Source organism: Streptomyces sp. XM83C (genome assembly GCF_023072675.1).
GTDB classification, from domain to species: Bacteria; Actinomycetota; Actinomycetes; order Streptomycetales; family Streptomycetaceae; genus Streptomyces; species Streptomyces thermocoprophilus.
Genome location: NZ_JALLGL010000140.1, coordinates 1 through 16,099 on the forward strand (window position 1 = coordinate 1; position 16,099 = coordinate 16,099).

Annotated in this window: 12 protein-coding genes and 1 pseudogene; 5 read left to right on the forward strand and 8 right to left on the reverse strand. The window is 69.5% G+C overall.

Annotation, left to right across the window (positions count from 1 at the left end; all coding sequences use genetic code 11):
- The 4 genes from MTQ10_RS17190 to rpsO form a co-directional block, all read right to left on the reverse strand.
- Positions 1-482: 4-hydroxy-tetrahydrodipicolinate reductase (locus MTQ10_RS17190; protein ID WP_282612275.1), on the reverse strand; the 482-nt coding region annotated here is incomplete at its 3' end.
- 26 nt (positions 483-508) lie between these two features.
- On the reverse strand, positions 509-1,888 hold the full coding sequence (locus tag MTQ10_RS17195; protein WP_247468978.1) for a M16 family metallopeptidase: 1,380 nt from the start codon (positions 1,886-1,888) through the stop codon (positions 509-511).
- Entirely contained in the window at positions 1,885-4,098 is a 2,214-nt protein-coding gene (locus tag MTQ10_RS17200; RefSeq protein WP_247468980.1) for a polyribonucleotide nucleotidyltransferase, read from the reverse strand. Before MTQ10_RS17200 ends, MTQ10_RS17195 begins: the two co-directional genes overlap by 4 nt.
- A 334-nt stretch (positions 4,099-4,432) precedes the next feature.
- The gene (rpsO, locus tag MTQ10_RS17205) at positions 4,433-4,720 is read right to left on the reverse strand and encodes a 30S ribosomal protein S15 (RefSeq protein WP_030619140.1); all 288 of its coding nucleotides are present in this window, start codon (positions 4,718-4,720) and stop codon (positions 4,433-4,435) included.
- Between the two features lie 266 nt (positions 4,721-4,986).
- On the opposite strand from rpsO, the gene MTQ10_RS17210 reads away from it, so the two are divergent.
- Positions 4,987-5,262, forward strand: coding sequence for a DUF397 domain-containing protein (locus MTQ10_RS17210; protein ID WP_247468982.1), 276 nt, complete (start codon positions 4,987-4,989; stop codon positions 5,260-5,262).
- A gap of 88 nt (positions 5,263-5,350) precedes the next feature.
- Here the strand turns inward: MTQ10_RS17210 and eccD are convergent, their stop codons facing one another.
- Positions 5,351-6,856 (reverse strand): type VII secretion integral membrane protein EccD, encoded by a 1,506-nt coding sequence (eccD, locus tag MTQ10_RS17215; RefSeq protein WP_247468994.1) that lies wholly within the window; start codon positions 6,854-6,856, stop codon positions 5,351-5,353.
- A 333-nt stretch (positions 6,857-7,189) separates the two neighbouring features.
- Between eccD and eccCa the strand changes: the two genes are divergently transcribed.
- Positions 7,190-11,164 (forward strand): type VII secretion protein EccCa, encoded by a 3,975-nt coding sequence (gene eccCa / locus MTQ10_RS17220; RefSeq protein ID WP_247468984.1) that lies wholly within the window; start codon positions 7,190-7,192, stop codon positions 11,162-11,164.
- Between the two features lie 183 nt (positions 11,165-11,347).
- On the opposite strand, the gene MTQ10_RS17225 is transcribed toward eccCa, so the two are convergent.
- Positions 11,348-11,647: a WXG100 family type VII secretion target gene (locus MTQ10_RS17225; RefSeq protein WP_247468986.1), complete on the reverse strand. Its 300-nt coding sequence runs from the start codon at positions 11,645-11,647 to the stop codon at positions 11,348-11,350.
- A 51-nt stretch (positions 11,648-11,698) separates the two neighbouring features.
- Positions 11,699-12,046, reverse strand: coding sequence for a hypothetical protein (locus MTQ10_RS17230; RefSeq protein ID WP_247468988.1), 348 nt, complete (start codon positions 12,044-12,046; stop codon positions 11,699-11,701).
- Positions 12,047-12,652: 606 nt separating this feature from the next.
- On the opposite strand from MTQ10_RS17230, the gene MTQ10_RS17235 reads away from it, so the two are divergent.
- Genes MTQ10_RS17235 through MTQ10_RS17245 form a run of 3 tightly spaced genes read left to right on the forward strand, consistent with a single transcriptional unit; the run spans position 12,653 to position 15,977 of the window.
- Complete coding sequence (locus tag MTQ10_RS17235) at positions 12,653-13,126, forward strand: hypothetical protein (protein WP_247468989.1); 474 nt, start codon at positions 12,653-12,655, stop codon at positions 13,124-13,126.
- Between the two features lie 11 nt (positions 13,127-13,137).
- Positions 13,138-15,441 carry a hypothetical protein gene (locus MTQ10_RS17240; protein ID WP_247468990.1) on the forward strand — a complete coding sequence of 768 codons (2,304 nt, stop codon included), beginning with the start codon at positions 13,138-13,140 and terminating at the stop codon, positions 15,439-15,441.
- Entirely contained in the window at positions 15,438-15,977 is a 540-nt protein-coding gene (locus MTQ10_RS17245; RefSeq protein WP_247468992.1) for a hypothetical protein, read from the forward strand. The genes MTQ10_RS17240 and MTQ10_RS17245 overlap by 4 nt, the downstream gene beginning before the upstream one ends.
- Here MTQ10_RS17245 and MTQ10_RS17250 read toward each other — a convergent pair.
- Positions 15,974-16,099: pseudogene (locus MTQ10_RS17250) on the reverse strand (IS481 family transposase); the annotation flags it as partial. The gene MTQ10_RS17245 and the pseudogene MTQ10_RS17250 overlap by 4 nt on opposite strands.

The window sequence follows — 16,099 nt, forward strand, 5'->3', positions numbered from 1 at the left end:
GCGTCACGGCGGGCGGCGGCGATGAGCTGGGCGGTGCGCGTGGCGGTGCCGCTGGGGGCGTCGACCTTGTTCGGGTGGTGCAGCTCGACGACCTCGACGGACTCGAACCACGGCGCGGCGAGCTGGGCGAACTTCATGGTGAGTACGGCGCCGATGGAGAAGTTCGGCGCGATGAGCACGCCGGTTCCGGGGGAGGCGGCGAGCCAGCCCTTGAGCTTCTCCAGGCGGTCCTCGGTCCAGCCGGTCGTACCGACGACGGCGTGGATGCCGTGGCCGACGCAGTACTCCAGGTTGGCCATCACGGAGTCCGGCGTGGTCAGCTCGACGGCCACCTGGGCGCCGGAGGCCGCCAGCGTCTCCAGGGTGTCCCCGCGGCCGAGGGCGGCGACCAGCTCCATGTCCTCGGCGGCCTCGACGGCCTTGACCGCCTCGGAGCCGATGCGGCCCTTGGCGCCGAGGACCGCCACGCGCAGCTTGCTCATGTTCCTGCTTCCTGATCGGTGGTTTGTCAGGCGACCGCGTCGTGCAGCCGGGCGGCCTGCTTGTCCTTGAGCGGGCCGATGACCGACAGCGACGGGCGTTGTCCGAGCACGTCGCGGGCGACGGCGCGGACCTCGTCCGGGGTGACCGCGGCGATACGGGCCAGCATGTCGTCGACGGACATCTGCTCGCCCCAGCACAGTTCGCTCTTGCCGATGCGGTTCATCAGTGCGCCGGTGTCCTCCAGGCCGAGGACGGTGGAGCCGCGGAGCTGGCCTGTGGCGCGGGCGATCTCGTCGTCGGACAGGCCGTGTTCGGCGACGTGGTCGAGTTCGTCGCGGCAGATCTTCAGCACGTCGTGCACCTGCGAGGGGCGGCAGCCGGCGTACACGCCGAACAGGCCGCAGTCGGCGAAGCCGGAGGTGTACGAGTACACGCTGTAGGCCAGGCCGCGCTTCTCGCGGACCTCCTGGAAGAGGCGGGAGGACATGCCGCCGCCGAGGGCGGTGTTGAGGACGCCCATGGCCCAGCGGCGGTCGTCGGTGCGGGCGAGGCCGGGCATGCCGAGGACGATGTGCGCCTGCTCGGTCTTGCGGCCGAGGAGTTCGACGCGGCCCGCGGTGCGCAGGGCGCGGCGGCCGGAGCGCGGGGCGATGGGCTGGGCGCCGGTGTCCTGGAGGGCGCCGGCTTTCTCGAAGGCGGCGCGGACCTGGCGTACGACCTTGTTGTGGTCGATGTTGCCGGCGCAGGCGACCACGAGGTGGGTGGGGTCGTAGTGCTTCTTGTAGAAGCGGCGGATGCGGTCGGCGGTGAGGGCGTTGACGGTGTCGACGGTGCCGAGGACCGGGCGGCCGAGGGGGTTGTCGCCGAACATGGTGTGCGCGAACAGGTCGTGCACACAGTCGCCGGGGTCGTCCTCGGTCATGGCGATCTCTTCGAGGATGGCGCCGCGTTCGACGTCGACGTCCTCCTCTCGGATGAGGGACCCGGTCAGCATGTCGCAGACGACGTCGATGGCGAGCGGCAGGTCGGTGTCGAGCACGCGCGCGTAGTAGCACGTGTACTCCTTCGCCGTGAACGCGTTCATCTCGCCGCCGACGGCGTCGACGGCGGAGGAGATGTCCAGGGCGGACCTGCGGGCGGTGCCCTTGAAGAGCAGGTGCTCCAGGTAGTGCGTGGCGCCGTTCAGCGTGGGCGTCTCGTCGCGGGAGCCGACGTGGGCCCAGATGCCGAAGGTGGCGGAGCGGACGGAGGGCAGGGTCTCGGTGACGATGCGCAGGCCGCCGGGGAGGGTGGTCTTGCGGACGGTGCCGATGCCGCCGGTGCCCTTGATGAGGGTTTGGGTACGGGCGACGGCCCGCGCCTCCGAAGAGGGGCGGGCCGTCGCCTTGGAGCCGCGGGACGTCACTTGTCGGTGTCGTCCTTCTGCTCGTCGTCCTCGCCCTCGATGACCGGGACCAGCGACAGCTTGCCGCGGGAGTCGATCTCGGCGATCTCGACCTGGACCTTCTGGCCGACGCCGAGGACGTCCTCGACGTTCTCGACGCGCTTGCCGCCGGCGAGCTTGCGGATCTGCGAGATGTGCAGCAGACCGTCCTTGCCGGGCAGCAGGGAGACGAACGCACCGAAGGTCGTGGTCTTGACGACCGTGCCCAGGTAGCGCTCGCCGACCTCGGGCATCGTCGGGTTGGCGATGCCGTTGATCGTGGCGCGGGCGGCCTCCGCGGAGGGGCCGTCGGCGGCACCGATGTAGATGGTGCCGTCGTCCTCGATGGTGATCTCGGCGCCCGTGTCCTCCTGGATCTGGTTGATCATCTTGCCCTTGGGGCCGATGACCTCACCGATCTTGTCGACCGGGATCTTGACGGTGATGATCCGCGGGGCGTGCGGGCTCATCTCGTCGGGCCGGTCGATGGCCTCCATCATCACGTCGAGGATGTGCAGGCGGGCGTCGCGGGCCTGCTTGAGGGCCGCGGCGAGGACGGAGGCGGGGATGCCGTCCAGCTTGGTGTCGAGCTGGAGGGCGGTCACGAACTCCTTGGTGCCGGCGACCTTGAAGTCCATGTCGCCGAAGGCGTCCTCCGCACCGAGGATGTCGGTGAGGGTGACGTAGTGCGTCTCGCCGTCGATCTCCTGGGAGATCAGGCCCATGGCGATACCGGCGACGGGGGCCTTCAGCGGCACACCGGCGTTCAGCAGCGACATGGTGGAGGCGCAGACGGAGCCCATGGACGTCGAGCCGTTGGAGCCGAGGGCCTCGGACACCTGGCGGATCGCGTAGGGGAACTCCTCGCGCGACGGCAGGACCGGGATCAGGGCGCGCTCGGCGAGGGCGCCGTGGCCGATCTCGCGGCGCTTCGGGGAGCCGACGCGGCCGGTCTCGCCGGTGGAGTACGGCGGGAAGTTGTAGTTGTGCATGTAGCGCTTGCGGGTCACCGGGGAGAGGGTGTCCAGCTGCTGCTCCATGCGGAGCATGTTGAGGGTGGTGACGCCCAGGATCTGGGTCTCGCCGCGCTCGAACAGGGCGGAGCCGTGGACCCGCGGGATGGCCTCGACCTCGGCGGCCAGGGTGCGGATGTCGGTGACTCCGCGGCCGTCGATGCGCTTCTTCTCCTTGATCACGCGCTCGCGGACCAGCTGCTTGGTGAGCGAGCGGTACGCGGCGGAGATCTCCTTCTCGCGGCCTTCGAACTCCGGCAGGAGCTTCTCGGCGGCGAGCTGCTTGACGCGGTCCAGCTCGGCCTCGCGCTCCTGCTTGCCGGCGATGGTGAGCGCCTGGGCCAGCTCGGGCTTGACCGCGGCGGTCAGGGCCTCGAAGACGTCGTCCTGGTAGTCCAGGAAGATCGGGAACTCGCCGACCGGCTTGGCGGCCTTGGCGGCGAGGTCCGACTGGGCCTTGCAGAGGACCTTGATGAAGGGCTTCGCGGCCTCCAGACCGGCGGCGACGACCTCCTCGGTGGGGGCCTCGGCGCCGCCCTCGACGAGCTTGATGGTCTTCTCGGTGGCCTCGGCCTCGACCATCATGATCGCGACGTCGCCGTCCTCCAGGACGCGGCCCGCGACGACCATGTCGAAGACGGCGTCCTCGAGCTCGGTGTGCGTGGGGAACGCGACCCACTGGCCGCGGATCAGCGCGACGCGGACGCCGCCGATCGGGCCGGAGAAGGGCAGGCCGGCCAGCTGCGTGGACGCGGAGGCGGCGTTGATCGCCACGACGTCGTACAGGTGGTCGGGGTTGAGCGCCATGATCGTGGCGACGATCTGGATCTCGTTGCGCAGGCCCTTCTTGAAGGACGGGCGCAGCGGGCGGTCGATGAGGCGGCAGGTGAGGATGGCGTCCTCGCTGGGCCGGCCCTCACGGCGGAAGAAGCTGCCGGGGATCTTGCCGGCGGCGTACATCCGCTCCTCGACGTCCACCGTGAGGGGGAAGAAGTCGAGCTGGTCCTTGGGCTGCTTGGAGGCGGTGGTGGCCGACAGCACCATGGTGTCGTCGTCCAGGTACGCCACGGCGGAGCCGGCGGCCTGTTTGGCCAGGCGGCCCGTCTCGAAGCGGATGGTGCGGGTGCCGAAGGCGCCGTTGTCGATGACGGCCTCGGCGTAGTGGGTCTCGTTCTCCACTAGCGTTTTCTCCTCGTCCTCGTCCCTCCTCGCCCGTGTGGCGGGGGGACGGTGGCGGAAAAGCGCTCCGTTGTGCGGGCCGGTCTTCGATCGAAGCACCCGGGGCTCGCTTCCCCCCGGGGGCCACTACCGAGGACCGGCGGCGGCGAGGTGCGCTTCTCCTCGTCTGTGTGCGTGCTGTCGGCCTACCCGCTGCGGGCAGCTGTCATCACGCTGTGTGGTGCGATTTGCGTCGTGCGTTGTGTTACCACACTACAAAGCGTGGGTGACACTCCGCACGTACAGCAAAGGGAGCGGTCCCCCGGCTTGCGGGAACCGCTCCCTTCACGGCGTCTTACTTGGCGCCCGCCGCACCCCGGCGGATGCCGAGGCGGTCGACCAGCGTACGGAAGCGCTGGATGTCCTTCTTGGCGAGGTACTGCAGCAGGCGGCGGCGCTGACCGACCAGGATCAGCAGGCCGCGGCGGGAGTGGTGGTCGTGCTTGTGGGTCTTGAGGTGCTCGGTCAGGTCGGAGATCCGACGGGACAGCAGAGCGACCTGGACCTCGGGGGAGCCGGTGTCACCCTCCTTGGTACCGAACTCGGCGATGATCTGCTTCTTCGTAGCGGCGTCGAGCGACACGCGTACTCCTCATGGGTCTGAGTGGCCACCGAGTGCCCCCGGTCTGCGTCTCGGGGGAGCTTCCGTTACTCGGGAGGCGGGGATCCGCTGGGCGCGGCCTCCAGAACCTTCACGGGCTCCGGGGGTGCGTACACAAACGGCCGTCACCCAGGGTACCAGGCGGTTGCGGGGGCCTTTGCCCCGGTCCGGTGAACGGGCCGGGCTGGGTGTGGGCCGCCACTAGGGTGAGTACGCACATCCGGTACGTCGGGAAGGGGTCGCTGGGCATGGCGGAGACGGCTGAGGAGATCAAGGCGCGCAAGGAGCGGGAGCGGGACGAACTGTACGCGCTCGACATCTCCGGCGTGGAGTGGCACTGCGCGCCCGGCACCGAGGAGCACGAGGAGCGGGTGGAGATCGCCTATCTGCCGGGCGGAGCCGTGGCCATGCGGTCGTCGCTGGACCCGGACACCGTGCTGCGGTACACGGAGGCGGAGTGGCGTGCCTTTGTGCTGGGGGCGCGGGACGGCGAGTTCGATGTGGAGCCGGCGCCGCAGGACTGACCTCGCGCGCGGATGTCTTCGCGCGCGGACATGCACAGATGCAAGGGGCGGTACGCGTGCGCGTACCGCCCCTTGTCCATGTCCGGGTTCAGCTCGTCATGGCCCGGGCCTGCGCGTACACGTCGAAGACGGCGAGGGCGAGCGGGATCAGGGTGAGCAGGACGAAGCTCTCGGCGATCTCCAGGAAGCGGCCCCAGAAGGGGGTGACGCCGCGCCGGGGGGTGATCAGGCCGATCGCGGTGACCAGGGCGGTGGCCGCGGCGACGGCGGCGACGAGCCACACGCTGCGGATGTCGAGGGCGGTGGTGTCGCCCTGGAAGGCCTCGATGAGGTAGTCGCGCGGCGGGTTCAGGGCGAGGCCGAGGCCGAGGAAGACGATCGCGGCGAGGCCCGCGGCGAGGGTGGCGCCGACCTGGGCGGTGTAGCGGAAGAGGTGGGCGCGCATCAGCATGGCGACGCCGGTGGCGAGGGCGAGGAGCTGCGCCCAGAGGTTGCTGGAGAAGCCGAGGACGATGGAGGCGCCGACGGAGACGAGGGCGCAGCCGCCGACGAGGCCGACGAGCAGTTCGTGGCCGCGGCGGGCCTGGGCGGCGATGCGTTCGCCGTCGATGGGTTCCTGGCCGGCGCCGTCGGCGCTGTCGTAGCCGCGGGACGGGCTGGGCGGTTCGAAGCCGATGGGCAGCCGTGCGAAGCGCATGGACAGGCCGGGCAGGAAGGCGAGCGCGACGACGGACAGGGGTGCGCAGATCGCGGCGGTCTCGATGGGCCGCAGGTGGGTGAGGATCGCGATGAAGGTGGTGACGAGGCCGATCGCGGAGGCGAAGAGGAACGCCACGAAGGGTCCGTCGCCGCCGGGCGAGACGAGGGTCAGTACGACGGACGCGACGAGGACGGCGGTGCAGGCGAGGAGGAACTGGAGGCGTCCGATGCCCTGGTGGTCGGCGAGGGGCAGCAGCCCGGAGCCGGCGACGGCGATATTGGGCAGGGCGCCGAGGCCGAGGGCGACGGCGGAGCCGCGGTCGTCGTAGACACGTGCGCGTACGCAGGCGATGACGACGAGGAGCAGGCCGGTGACGCCGGCGAGGACGCCCTGGAGGCTGTGCATGTCGTGGCGGATCTGGGAGCTCCACGCCACGAACGCGAGCAGCGCGGGCAGGATGCCGCCGGCGACGAGTCCGGCGGCGCGGGTCAGGTCGCCGTTCCACAGGGCGCGGTCGCGGGTGACGGCGGAGGCGACGGCCTCGGACACGTCGTCGAGGACGGCGGGCGGCAGCGACTCGGCGAACGGGCGCAGGGTGAGCAGCTCGCCGTCGAGGATGCGCTGCGCGGTGAAGGAGCGGGCGCTGTCGAGGACGGTGCCGTCACGGCGTACGAGGTGGTAGCCGACGGGGGCGCCCTCGGCGGGGCTCTGCTGGGAGAGCCGCAGGATCTCCGGGTAGAGGTCGGCGACGGGTACGTCGTCGGGGAGTGCCACGTCGATACGGCTGTCGGGTGCCACGATGGTGACGCGGCAGAAGCCGAACCCCGTGCCCGCTCCGGAAGGGGCTCCGGTGCCCGGTTGCCGGGTCGCGCCGGCCGGCGCGGAGGCCGTCATGCTCACCTGCTGTTCCCCCTCGTCGGTGGTGGGCCGCGCACGGTCTCGCGTGCGCGTTCCGCCCGTAAAAATCCTGTGTAGGTTGTGCGGCGCCGTCCGCACCTGGGGCCGACCGTGCGGCTCGGGCCGGGGCCCGGGGGACGGCACTTGATTCGAACCGTTGCCAAATGCCCGGTTTTCCCGGGCTGATTCGCAACTGCTCACACGTCTCCCCGGCACCCTACCGCCCGTCGGTGCCGGTGGTTGTCAGTAGGATCGCGCTTCGCGATCGACGTTCGCCTGACACGGGGCGGCGGACGAAAAATCTCGGTCCGGCAAGGGAATTGGTGCGTAGTGAGCCACATCGTCGTCAAGCGCCCGCCGCGGGCACTGCCGAAGGAAGTGCCCACGGACGAGGTCGTGCTCCAGCCGCCGCCGGAGCTTCCGCGCGGGCAGCAGGAGGGCGCGCTGATGCAGCTCCTTCCCATGCTCGGCATGGGCGGCTCCGTGGTGTTCTTCTTCAACCCGCAGGCCCAGCCCTTCATGAAGATCATGGGCATGGTGATGGTGGCGTCCACCATCGCGATGGGCATCTCGATGCTGGTGCGCTACCGCCGCGGCAGTCAGGGCCAGATGGCGGACATGCGCCGCGACTACCTGCGGTATCTGTCACAGACCCGGCGGGCCGCGGTGGAGACGGCGAAGGCACAGCGTGACGCCCAGTACTACCTGCATCCTTCACCCGAGCAACTGTGGGCGCTGGTCGCCGAGGGCAGCCGGGTGTGGGAGCGGCGCACCGGCGATGCGGACTTCGGGCAGGTGCGGGTGGGGCTCGGCCCGCAGGCGCTGTCCACTCCGCTGATACCGCCGCAGCTGGGCCCGGTGGACGAGCTGGAGCCGCTGACGGCGGGCGCGATGCAGCGGTTCCTCGCCACGCACGGCATGCTCGACGATCTGCCGATGGCGGTGTCGCTGCGGGCGTTCTACCACGTGACGGTGAGCGGCGACCCGGCCACGGTGCGCGGTGCGGCCCGCGCGCTGACCGCGTCGCTGGTGGCGTTGCACTCCCCCGAGGACCTGGTCGTGGCGGTCGCGACGGGCCGTGAGTCGGCGCCGGAGTGGGAGTGGGCGAAGTGGCTGCCGCATGTGCAGGCGCGGGGGCTGACGGACGGTGCGGGCAGTGTGCGGCTGATCTCCACGGACCCGGTGGAGCTGGAGGACCGGCTCGCGGCGCGGCTGGAGGGCCGGCCGCGGTTCCATCCCGACGGGCAGCCGGTGCCGGAGCAGCCGCATCTGGTGGTGATCCTCGACGGTGTGTCGCTGCCGCCGACGTCTTTGCTGGCCTCCCCCGAGGGCCTGCAGGGCGTGACGGTCATCGAGGTCGTGCCGGGTGACCTGAACGCGGTCCACGGCGACCTTTCGGTGGTCGTACGGCCGCAGGAACTGCGCCTTGAGTCGGCGCACGGCAATGTCTACGAGGGCACGCCGGACGTGCTGTCGTACGAGGCGGCGGAGGCGCTGGCGCGGCAGCTGGCGCCGCTGCGGATGGCGTCGGGCGGCGACGACAGCGACGAGCCGCTGCTGGCGAACCTGGAGTTCACGGATCTGCTGAACCTGGGCGACGCGGCGTCGGTCGACCCGAAGCGCACCTGGCGGCCGAGGTCGCAGTCGGAGCGGCTGCGGGTGCCGATCGGTGTCGGCGAGGACGGCCGGCCCGTGATGCTGGACCTGAAGGAGGCCGCGCAGGAGGGCATGGGCCCGCACGGTCTGTGCGTGGGCGCGACGGGTTCCGGCAAGTCGGAGCTGCTGCGCACGCTGGTGCTGGGTCTGGCGGTGACGCATTCGTCGGAGACGCTGAACTTCGTCCTCGCCGACTTCAAGGGCGGTGCGACGTTCGCGGGCATGTCGCAGATGCCGCATGTGGCGGCGGTCATCACCAACCTGGCGGACGATCTGACGCTGGTCGACCGTATGGGCGACTCGATCCGCGGTGAGCTGAACCGCCGTCAGGAGATGCTGCGGGACGCGGGCAACTACGCCAACATCCACGACTACGAGAAGGCCCGCGCGGCGGGCGCCCCGCTACAGCCGATCCCGTCCCTGGTGCTCGTCATCGACGAGTTCAGCGAGCTGCTGACGGCGAAGCCGGACTTCATCGAGATGTTCGTGCAGATCGGCCGTATCGGCCGTTCGCTCGGTGTGCATCTGCTGCTGGCGTCGCAGCGGCTGGAGGAGGGCCGGCTGCGCGGCCTGGAGACGTATCTGTCGTACCGGATCGGTCTGCGGACGTTCTCCGCGGCCGAGTCGCGGGCGGCGCTGGGTGTGCCGGACGCGTACGAGCTGCCGAACGTGCCCGGTTCGGGTTTCCTGAAGTTCGGCACGGACGAGATGGTCCGTTTCAAGGCGGCGTACGTCTCCGGTGTGTACCGCTCCAGCTCGCAGCAGGCGGCGGCGCTGGGCGGGCCGCTGCCGGTGGACCGGCGGCCGGTGCTGTTCACGGCGGCGGAGGTGCCGGTCCAGTACGCGGCGGTGCCGCAGCAGCGGCAGGAGCCGGGCGTGGACGAGAAGGACGACGCGCTCGCCGACACCGTCCTCGATGTGATCGTGCGGCGTCTGGAGGCGCAGGGACCGGCGGCGCACCAGGTGTGGCTGCCTCCGCTGGACAGCCCGCCGTCGCTGGACTCGCTGCTGCCGGGGCTGGCGCCGGTGCCGGGCCGCGGTATGACGCAGCCGGGGTACGAGGGTGCGGGCCGGCTGGTCATCCCGGTCGGCATCGTGGACAAGCCGTACGAGCAGCGGCGCGACCCGCTGTGGGTGGACTTCGGCGGCGCGGCCGGCCATATGCAGATCCTGGGCGGCCCGCAGTCCGGCAAGTCGACGCTGCTGCGGTCGATCATCGCGTCGTTCGCGCTGACGCACACCGCGCACGAGGTGCAGTTCTACGGGCTGGACTTCGGTGGTGGCGGTCTGTCGGCGGTGGCGGGCCTGCCGCATGTCGGTGGTGTGGCCTCGCGTCTGGACCCGGAGAAGGTGCGGCGTACGGCGGCCGAGGTGTACGGCGTGCTGACCCGCCGCGAGGAGTACTTCCGTTCGGCGGGCATCTCCTCCATCGCCGAGTTCCGTTCGCGGCGGGCGCGCGGTGAGATCTCGGTGACGGACCAGCCGTGGGGCGATGTGTTCCTGGTCATCGACGGCTGGGGCAACTTCCGCACCGACTACGAGGCGCTGGAGCCGGTCGTCCTGGACATCGCGGCGCGCGGCCTCGGTTACGGCATTCACCTGATCCTGACGGCGTCGCGGTCCATGGAGGTGCGCTCCAATCTGAAGGACCACCTGATGAACCGTCTGGAGCTGCGCCTGGGTGACCCGATGGACTCGGAGTTCGACCGCAAGGTCGCGGCGAACGTGCCGACGGGTGTGCCGGGACGCGGCCAGACCCCGCAGAAGCAGCACTTCATGGCGGCGGTGCCGCGTATCGACGGTCTGTCCTCGGACACGGACCTGGCGGAGGCCACGCAGGCGCTGGCGGCCGAGGTGTCGCGGCACTGGCAGCAGCCGGGCGCGCCCGAGGTGCGGCTGCTGCCGCGCACCTTCCCCGCCTCGCAGCTGCCGCCGGGCAACCGGTTCCCGGAGCGCGGTGTGTCCTTCGCGATCGACGAGGACAATCTCGAGCCGGTGTTCGTGGACTTCGAGCAGGATCCGTTCTTCCTCGTCTTCGGCGAGAGCGAGTCCGGCAAGTCGAATCTGCTGCGGCTGCTGATCAAGGGGCTGACCGAGCGGTACGACGGCGACGACTGCAAGCTGTTCGTGGTCGACAACCGGCGTTCCCTGCTGGGTGTGACCCCGCAGTCGCATCTGGCGGAGTACGTGCCGATGTCGAACCAGATGCAGCACCACATGGACGCGCTGGCGGATCTGATGCAGCGGCGTACGCCGACCGCGGACGTGACGCCGGAGCAGCTGCGGGACCGCAGCTGGTGGCGGGGCCCGAACGTGTTCGTCGTCATCGACGACTTCGACCTGGTGTCCACGTCGAGCGGCAATCCGCTGGCGGGGCTGACGGAGCTGCTGCCGTTCGCCCGCGATGTGGGTGTCCGGTTCATCATCGCCCGCTCGACGGCGGGCGCGGGGCGCGCCGGCTACGAGGCGTTCATGCAGCGCATCAAGGAGCTGGGCGCGCAGGGCGTGATCCTCGCCGGTGACCCGAACGAGGGTGAGCTGCTGGGCGGGGTGCGACCGCGTCCGATGCCGGCGGGCCGGGGTGTGTTCGTGTCGCGGAAGCGGGGCCGCCCGCTGGTGCAGGTGGGTCTCGTCGACGACGGGCAGTGACGGCAGACATGTGAAGGGGCCGTATCCGCTGTGGGCGGGTACGGCCCCTTCGTCGTACGGCGGTGTCCGCGGCGGCGGGTGAGGCCCTCCGCGGGGCGCGTGGGCGGCCCCGCCGGGAACGGGAACAGGGTGGACGCCTCCCGCGCGCGTCCACCCTGCCGGTGCCGTGGGGCCGAAGCCGGACTACTGGAAGTAGGAGGCCGCCTTCTTGTCACCGGCCATGTAGTCACCGCCGGCCTGGTGCACCACGTGCCCGATGCCGACCAGGGCCTGGTGGATGTCGTTGGCTTCCTTGTCCCAGCGCTGCAGCTTGTCGTGGAAGGTGCCCTGAGCCTCACCGGCCCAGTACTCCTGGCTCTGGACGACCATGCGGCGCAGCTCGGCGAGGTCCTGCTCCAGCGCCTTGGCCTCGTTGCCGATGTTGGTCGCGGCCACGTCCAGGCCGTCGTACGTTACCTGCAGCCCGTCACCGTTACGGCTCATGCCTGCCTACCTTGTCTCGCTCGTGGGTACCTGGGGATGGCTGTGCTCGGCTCAGTAGGAGCTGAGCGCGGACGTCGGGGTGGTGGCGGCACCGTCGTGCAGGTTGATGCGGGCGGCGGCGGCGCGCACCTCGTCTTCCTTGCTGTCCTTGATGTTCCGCGTCTTGGTCATCGCGTCGATGACCTGGCCCAGGATGTTGCCGATGTTCTGCATCGACTCGTTGATCTCGATCTGCTTGCGGTCGAACTCGGCGCGACCGATACCGTGCCACTGACCCTCGAGGCCGTCGATGACGCCCTGGAGGCGGTGCACCCGCTTCAGCGTGGCCTCGTACTTCTCGTACATCTGCTTCTGGAGCGAGATTACTGCGGCATCTTGGAGCTTCTGCGAGCCGGCCATGACCAACCTCCTGCCTTTCCTGTGTCTGTAGTTGGACCCTGGGCCGGCGGATACCCGCCGGTGCCCCGTCGCCGGGACGCCGGGCCCCTGGTCGATCTTCGCGTTGACGTGCCACCCGCTGAAGCCCCTTGCCCGGCTTGTGACGAGGCTGATGCGAAAGGCGGACGGACCGGTTCAGAGCTGTGGTGATCGTCCGGCCGATGTGGTCGATGTCGTCGGCGCGTGTTCCGCCATGCCGTGCTGAAGCATGACGCTCCTCCCCGTTCTCCCCGTGCGGTCGACCGGCCGGGTCCGGCCGTGACCGTTGAACCTGTCGCCGTACGATCGCAAAGCGAGCCGTTGCCGACAACGCGATTACCACTCTAGTCAACCCGGGCAACGGCACCAACAGAGGCGGGCCGGAACTGTCTTGGCGTACCGGTATCCGCGCCTCGGATGGCCTGTTTTGCCGGTTCACCGCACGGGTACGGCGCGGATCTTCATCGAACATCCACACTCGGCCCGTCACGACTGGTGTCCTACCGCACATCACGGGCCGCACGTCTTGCTAGCGTGCTGGCGTTCCACGGTCACGAACGCACACCTCAGTACGGGGAAGGTCCTGCCATGGCATGGGGCGAGTGGGAGCAGATGAAAGCGCAGGCCGCCGAACGGCAGTCGACGCGCATGCGCCTCAACCAGCTGCCGGCCGAAGGGGGCGGAGGCGGAGGTGGTGACCTGGTCGTGTACCAGGACGACCTGGGCGCGGTCGGGCACGACGCGTTCCTGCTCTACGAGAGCCTGCGCAAGGAGGCCGACATCGCCACCGCCGGCGCCTCCGGAGGCGGGGCGGGCTCCACCGGGCAGGCCGGTTCTCATCTGAAGTCGCACAACTTCGCCACGGGTGCCGCGCTGGAGAATACGGTCGAGGTGTGGTCGTCGCAGCTGAAGTCGGTGCTTCAGGCCTGCGCGCACATCTCCGACCACCTCGACTACAGCAAGAAGCAGCACGGCAACGACGACGCCCGCATCGGCACCGTCCTGCGCAACGCCGACGGCGGCGCGGTGTCGGTGTCGGAGCTGGACAAGTACTTCAAGTAGGGGAACGCGCAGTGGCTCTGACCTTAACCGACCTCATCGAGGTCGATCTCGGCAAGCTCGGCACGGCCGTCGCGGACTGGAAGAAGACCGTCGACGGGCTGAAGAAGGCCGCGGACAGCGCACGCCAGGGCATGAAGACCAAGGCGGACCGGGCCCGTTGGGCGGGCGTCAACGCGACGGTGTCGCGGGAGTTCATCGGCAAGACCGCCAAGGAGATAGACGACCTCCACACCGAGGCCAACAGCATCTACCAGGTCCTCGACGACGGGCACAGCGAGCTGACCGCACTGCAGAAACAGCTCAAGCAGGCCGTGGACGGGGACGCGGCCAAGCTCGGCCTGCGCGTGGAGGACAACGGCGACGGCACCGCCCGCTGCTTCTACCCGCATGTGCGGGGCGACACGGACGAGCGCACGCAGGAGCAGCTGAACGCCCGGCAGGAGCTGGAGGAACGGATCAACGGCATCCTCTCCCACGCCCGCGAGATCGACTCCTCCGTGGCTCGCGCCCTGGAGAAGAGCCACGGCAACGACAAGCACAACGCCGGGCACGCCTCGTACGGCTCCCTCAACGACGCCGAGGTCGAACGCGCCCTGGAACTGGCCCGCAAGCGGCACGACATGTCGGACGCGGAGCTGCGCGAACTGAACGAGCTGCTGCGCTACAACTCGGCGGAGAAGGACGGGGAGTTCGCCACCGAGTTCTACAAGGGACTCGGCGGTCCCGAGAAGGCGCTCCAGTTCTACGCCGACATGGCCATCAACGGCACCGACCCGGACGCGACGAAGAACCGGCTGGCCGCCGTGCAGGACTTCCAGAAGGTCATGGGCTTCACGCTGGCCAACGCCACGAACCAGGACCACAAGTACCATCTGCCGGCCAGCTGGGGCGACGAGTTCCGCCGGCTGGGCACGCAGCCCGTCGGCTGGGAGCCCGGCCAGTGGAACAAGCCGTACGGCTACCAGATCCTCGGCGGGCTGCTGCGCTACGGCGACTACGACCCGCGTTTCCTCAACCCGATCGCCGAGCACATCACCCAGCTGCACACGAAGGACCCGTACTACTTCGTGTCCAACAAGCCGGGCGGCTGGCCGGACAATTACGGCTTCAACCCGGCGGGCGGGCTGGGCACCGGCAACGAGCCGATCAACAGCGTCCTGGAGGCGCTCGGGCACAGCCCCAGGGCGGCGGAGCAGTTCTTCACGCAGCCGCCGACCGCGTACAACGAGGACGGCACGGTCGACCGGAACGGCACGGTCGACACCACCTCGTACCTCGATCTGTTCACCCGCGAGGACTTCGAGTGGACGATCGACACCAACGACAACAACGTCCTCATCGACGAGGACAAGACGAAGAAGGCCCTCACCTTCGGCCCGCAGGCCCTCGGCCACGCCCTGGAGGCGGCCACCACGGGCCGCCCCTACGACAGCGACGCCGACGGCGACGCGATCAAGCACACGGCGGCGCGGGCCGGGTTGGTCAAGCAGATCGTCGACAAGTTCGGCTCGAACCCGGAGCTGATCCGCCACAACGAGAACGGCGACATCGACGAGAAGACGGGCCCGCTGTACGGGCTGCGGGGCAGCCTCGGTGAGATCACCGCGGAGTACATGGGAGACTTCCAGCGAGCGATGTACAAGGAGGGGGACAGCGACGAGTTCCCCACCTTCGGGGAGCCTGCGACGCTCGATATGAACAACACCATGCGCTTCCTGGGCGAGGTCGGCCAGGACCCGGATGCCTACGCGACCATCACCACCGCGCAGCAGGCCTACACCTCGAACGTCGTGGATCACGTCATCAACGGACGCAGCGAGTCGACGGCATCTCTGGACGGGCGGGTGGGGGCGGCAGTGGCGCCGGGATCAGCCATCGCGGGCATCATGGACGACGCCCGGGCGCAGGCTATCTACGAATACCACGCCGCTTCCGACAAGGAGTACAACGAAGCAGCGGCCGACAAGCAGAAATGGGTCGACCGAATCCTGAGCATGGGGATCGAGACAGCAGGGGAACGTGTCCCCGTGGCCGGTACCGCTCTGGGATGGATCTCGGAGGACATCCAGGAATCCATCATGAAGAGCTTCGAGAAGGACACGACGTCGGAAGCGCAGGCCGAGGCTGGCCTGAACTACACCCAGGGCCGCGATGCCGCCATCACATCGGCGGCGGACGCCGTCGACCGTGCCGTGCTGAACAACCAGTCGATCAGCCCCGAAACGGCCGACGATCTCCGCCGGGCAGCACGTTTGAAGGCGGGCCTCGCCCACTCGGACGGCGCGCAGTGGAGGTCGGAGAGCAGCGGCTCATGAGGATCAAGACTCTTCTCGCGAACGGCGCGGCATTGCTCCTCGCCGCGCCGGTGCTCGCCGGCTGCTCGTCCGACGAGCCGAAGCGGGAGTTCACCGTGCCCAAGGCGCTGTGCGGCGTCGCCGTGCCGACGGACGCGCTGGATCGTGTGCTGCCTGCCTCCGGCAAGAAGCTCAGCACCGAGTTCGAGGGACCCGGGGGCGCCGAGCTGTGCACGGTGAGCGTGGACGGCCAGACGGTGCTCGACATCGCCATTGAGCACATCCCCGCAGACCATATGTCACCGGCGGGAGTCCTGACCGATCGACTGCGCGGTTTCGGCGGGGAGTCGGCAGAGGACGGCACGATCGCCTACCGGCCCTACGCTGCCGCGTCCGTGGTGAAGTGCCGAGCTGCGGACGTACAGAAAGAGGACATCACACTCTTCGTGCAGGTCACGAAGCCCGGACGCGAGGAGGCGTCGGCCATGCGGGACTTCATGTCCGGCTACAGGTCCGCGTACGAGAAGAAGAAGCCCTGCCAGAAGAGGTACTCCTAGGTGTATTGCCCTGAGAGGTTAGGAACGCGGCTGGCGGGTGGCTGGCCTTTCAGCGCGGTGTGTCCGCGGTGGTGATTGTAGGTGTGCAGCCAGTCGGGGAAGGCGTCGCGTCGTTGTTGTTC

Bases quoted from the DNA above. Each gene is read 5' to 3' on its own strand.
- eccD (WP_247468994.1), bottom strand. From the start codon at position 6,856: ATGACGGCCTCCGCGCCGGCCGGCGCGACCCGGCAACCGGGCACCGGA.
- MTQ10_RS17235 (WP_247468989.1), top strand. From the start codon at position 12,653: ATGGCATGGGGCGAGTGGGAGCAGATGAAAGCGCAGGCCGCCGAACGG.
- MTQ10_RS17225 (WP_247468986.1), bottom strand. From the start codon at position 11,647: ATGAGCCGTAACGGTGACGGGCTGCAGGTAACGTACGACGGCCTGGAC.
- MTQ10_RS17245 (WP_247468992.1), top strand. From the start codon at position 15,438: ATGAGGATCAAGACTCTTCTCGCGAACGGCGCGGCATTGCTCCTCGCC.
- MTQ10_RS17230 (WP_247468988.1), bottom strand. From the start codon at position 12,046: ATGGCCGGCTCGCAGAAGCTCCAAGATGCCGCAGTAATCTCGCTCCAG.
- MTQ10_RS17210 (WP_247468982.1), top strand. From the start codon at position 4,987: ATGGCGGAGACGGCTGAGGAGATCAAGGCGCGCAAGGAGCGGGAGCGG.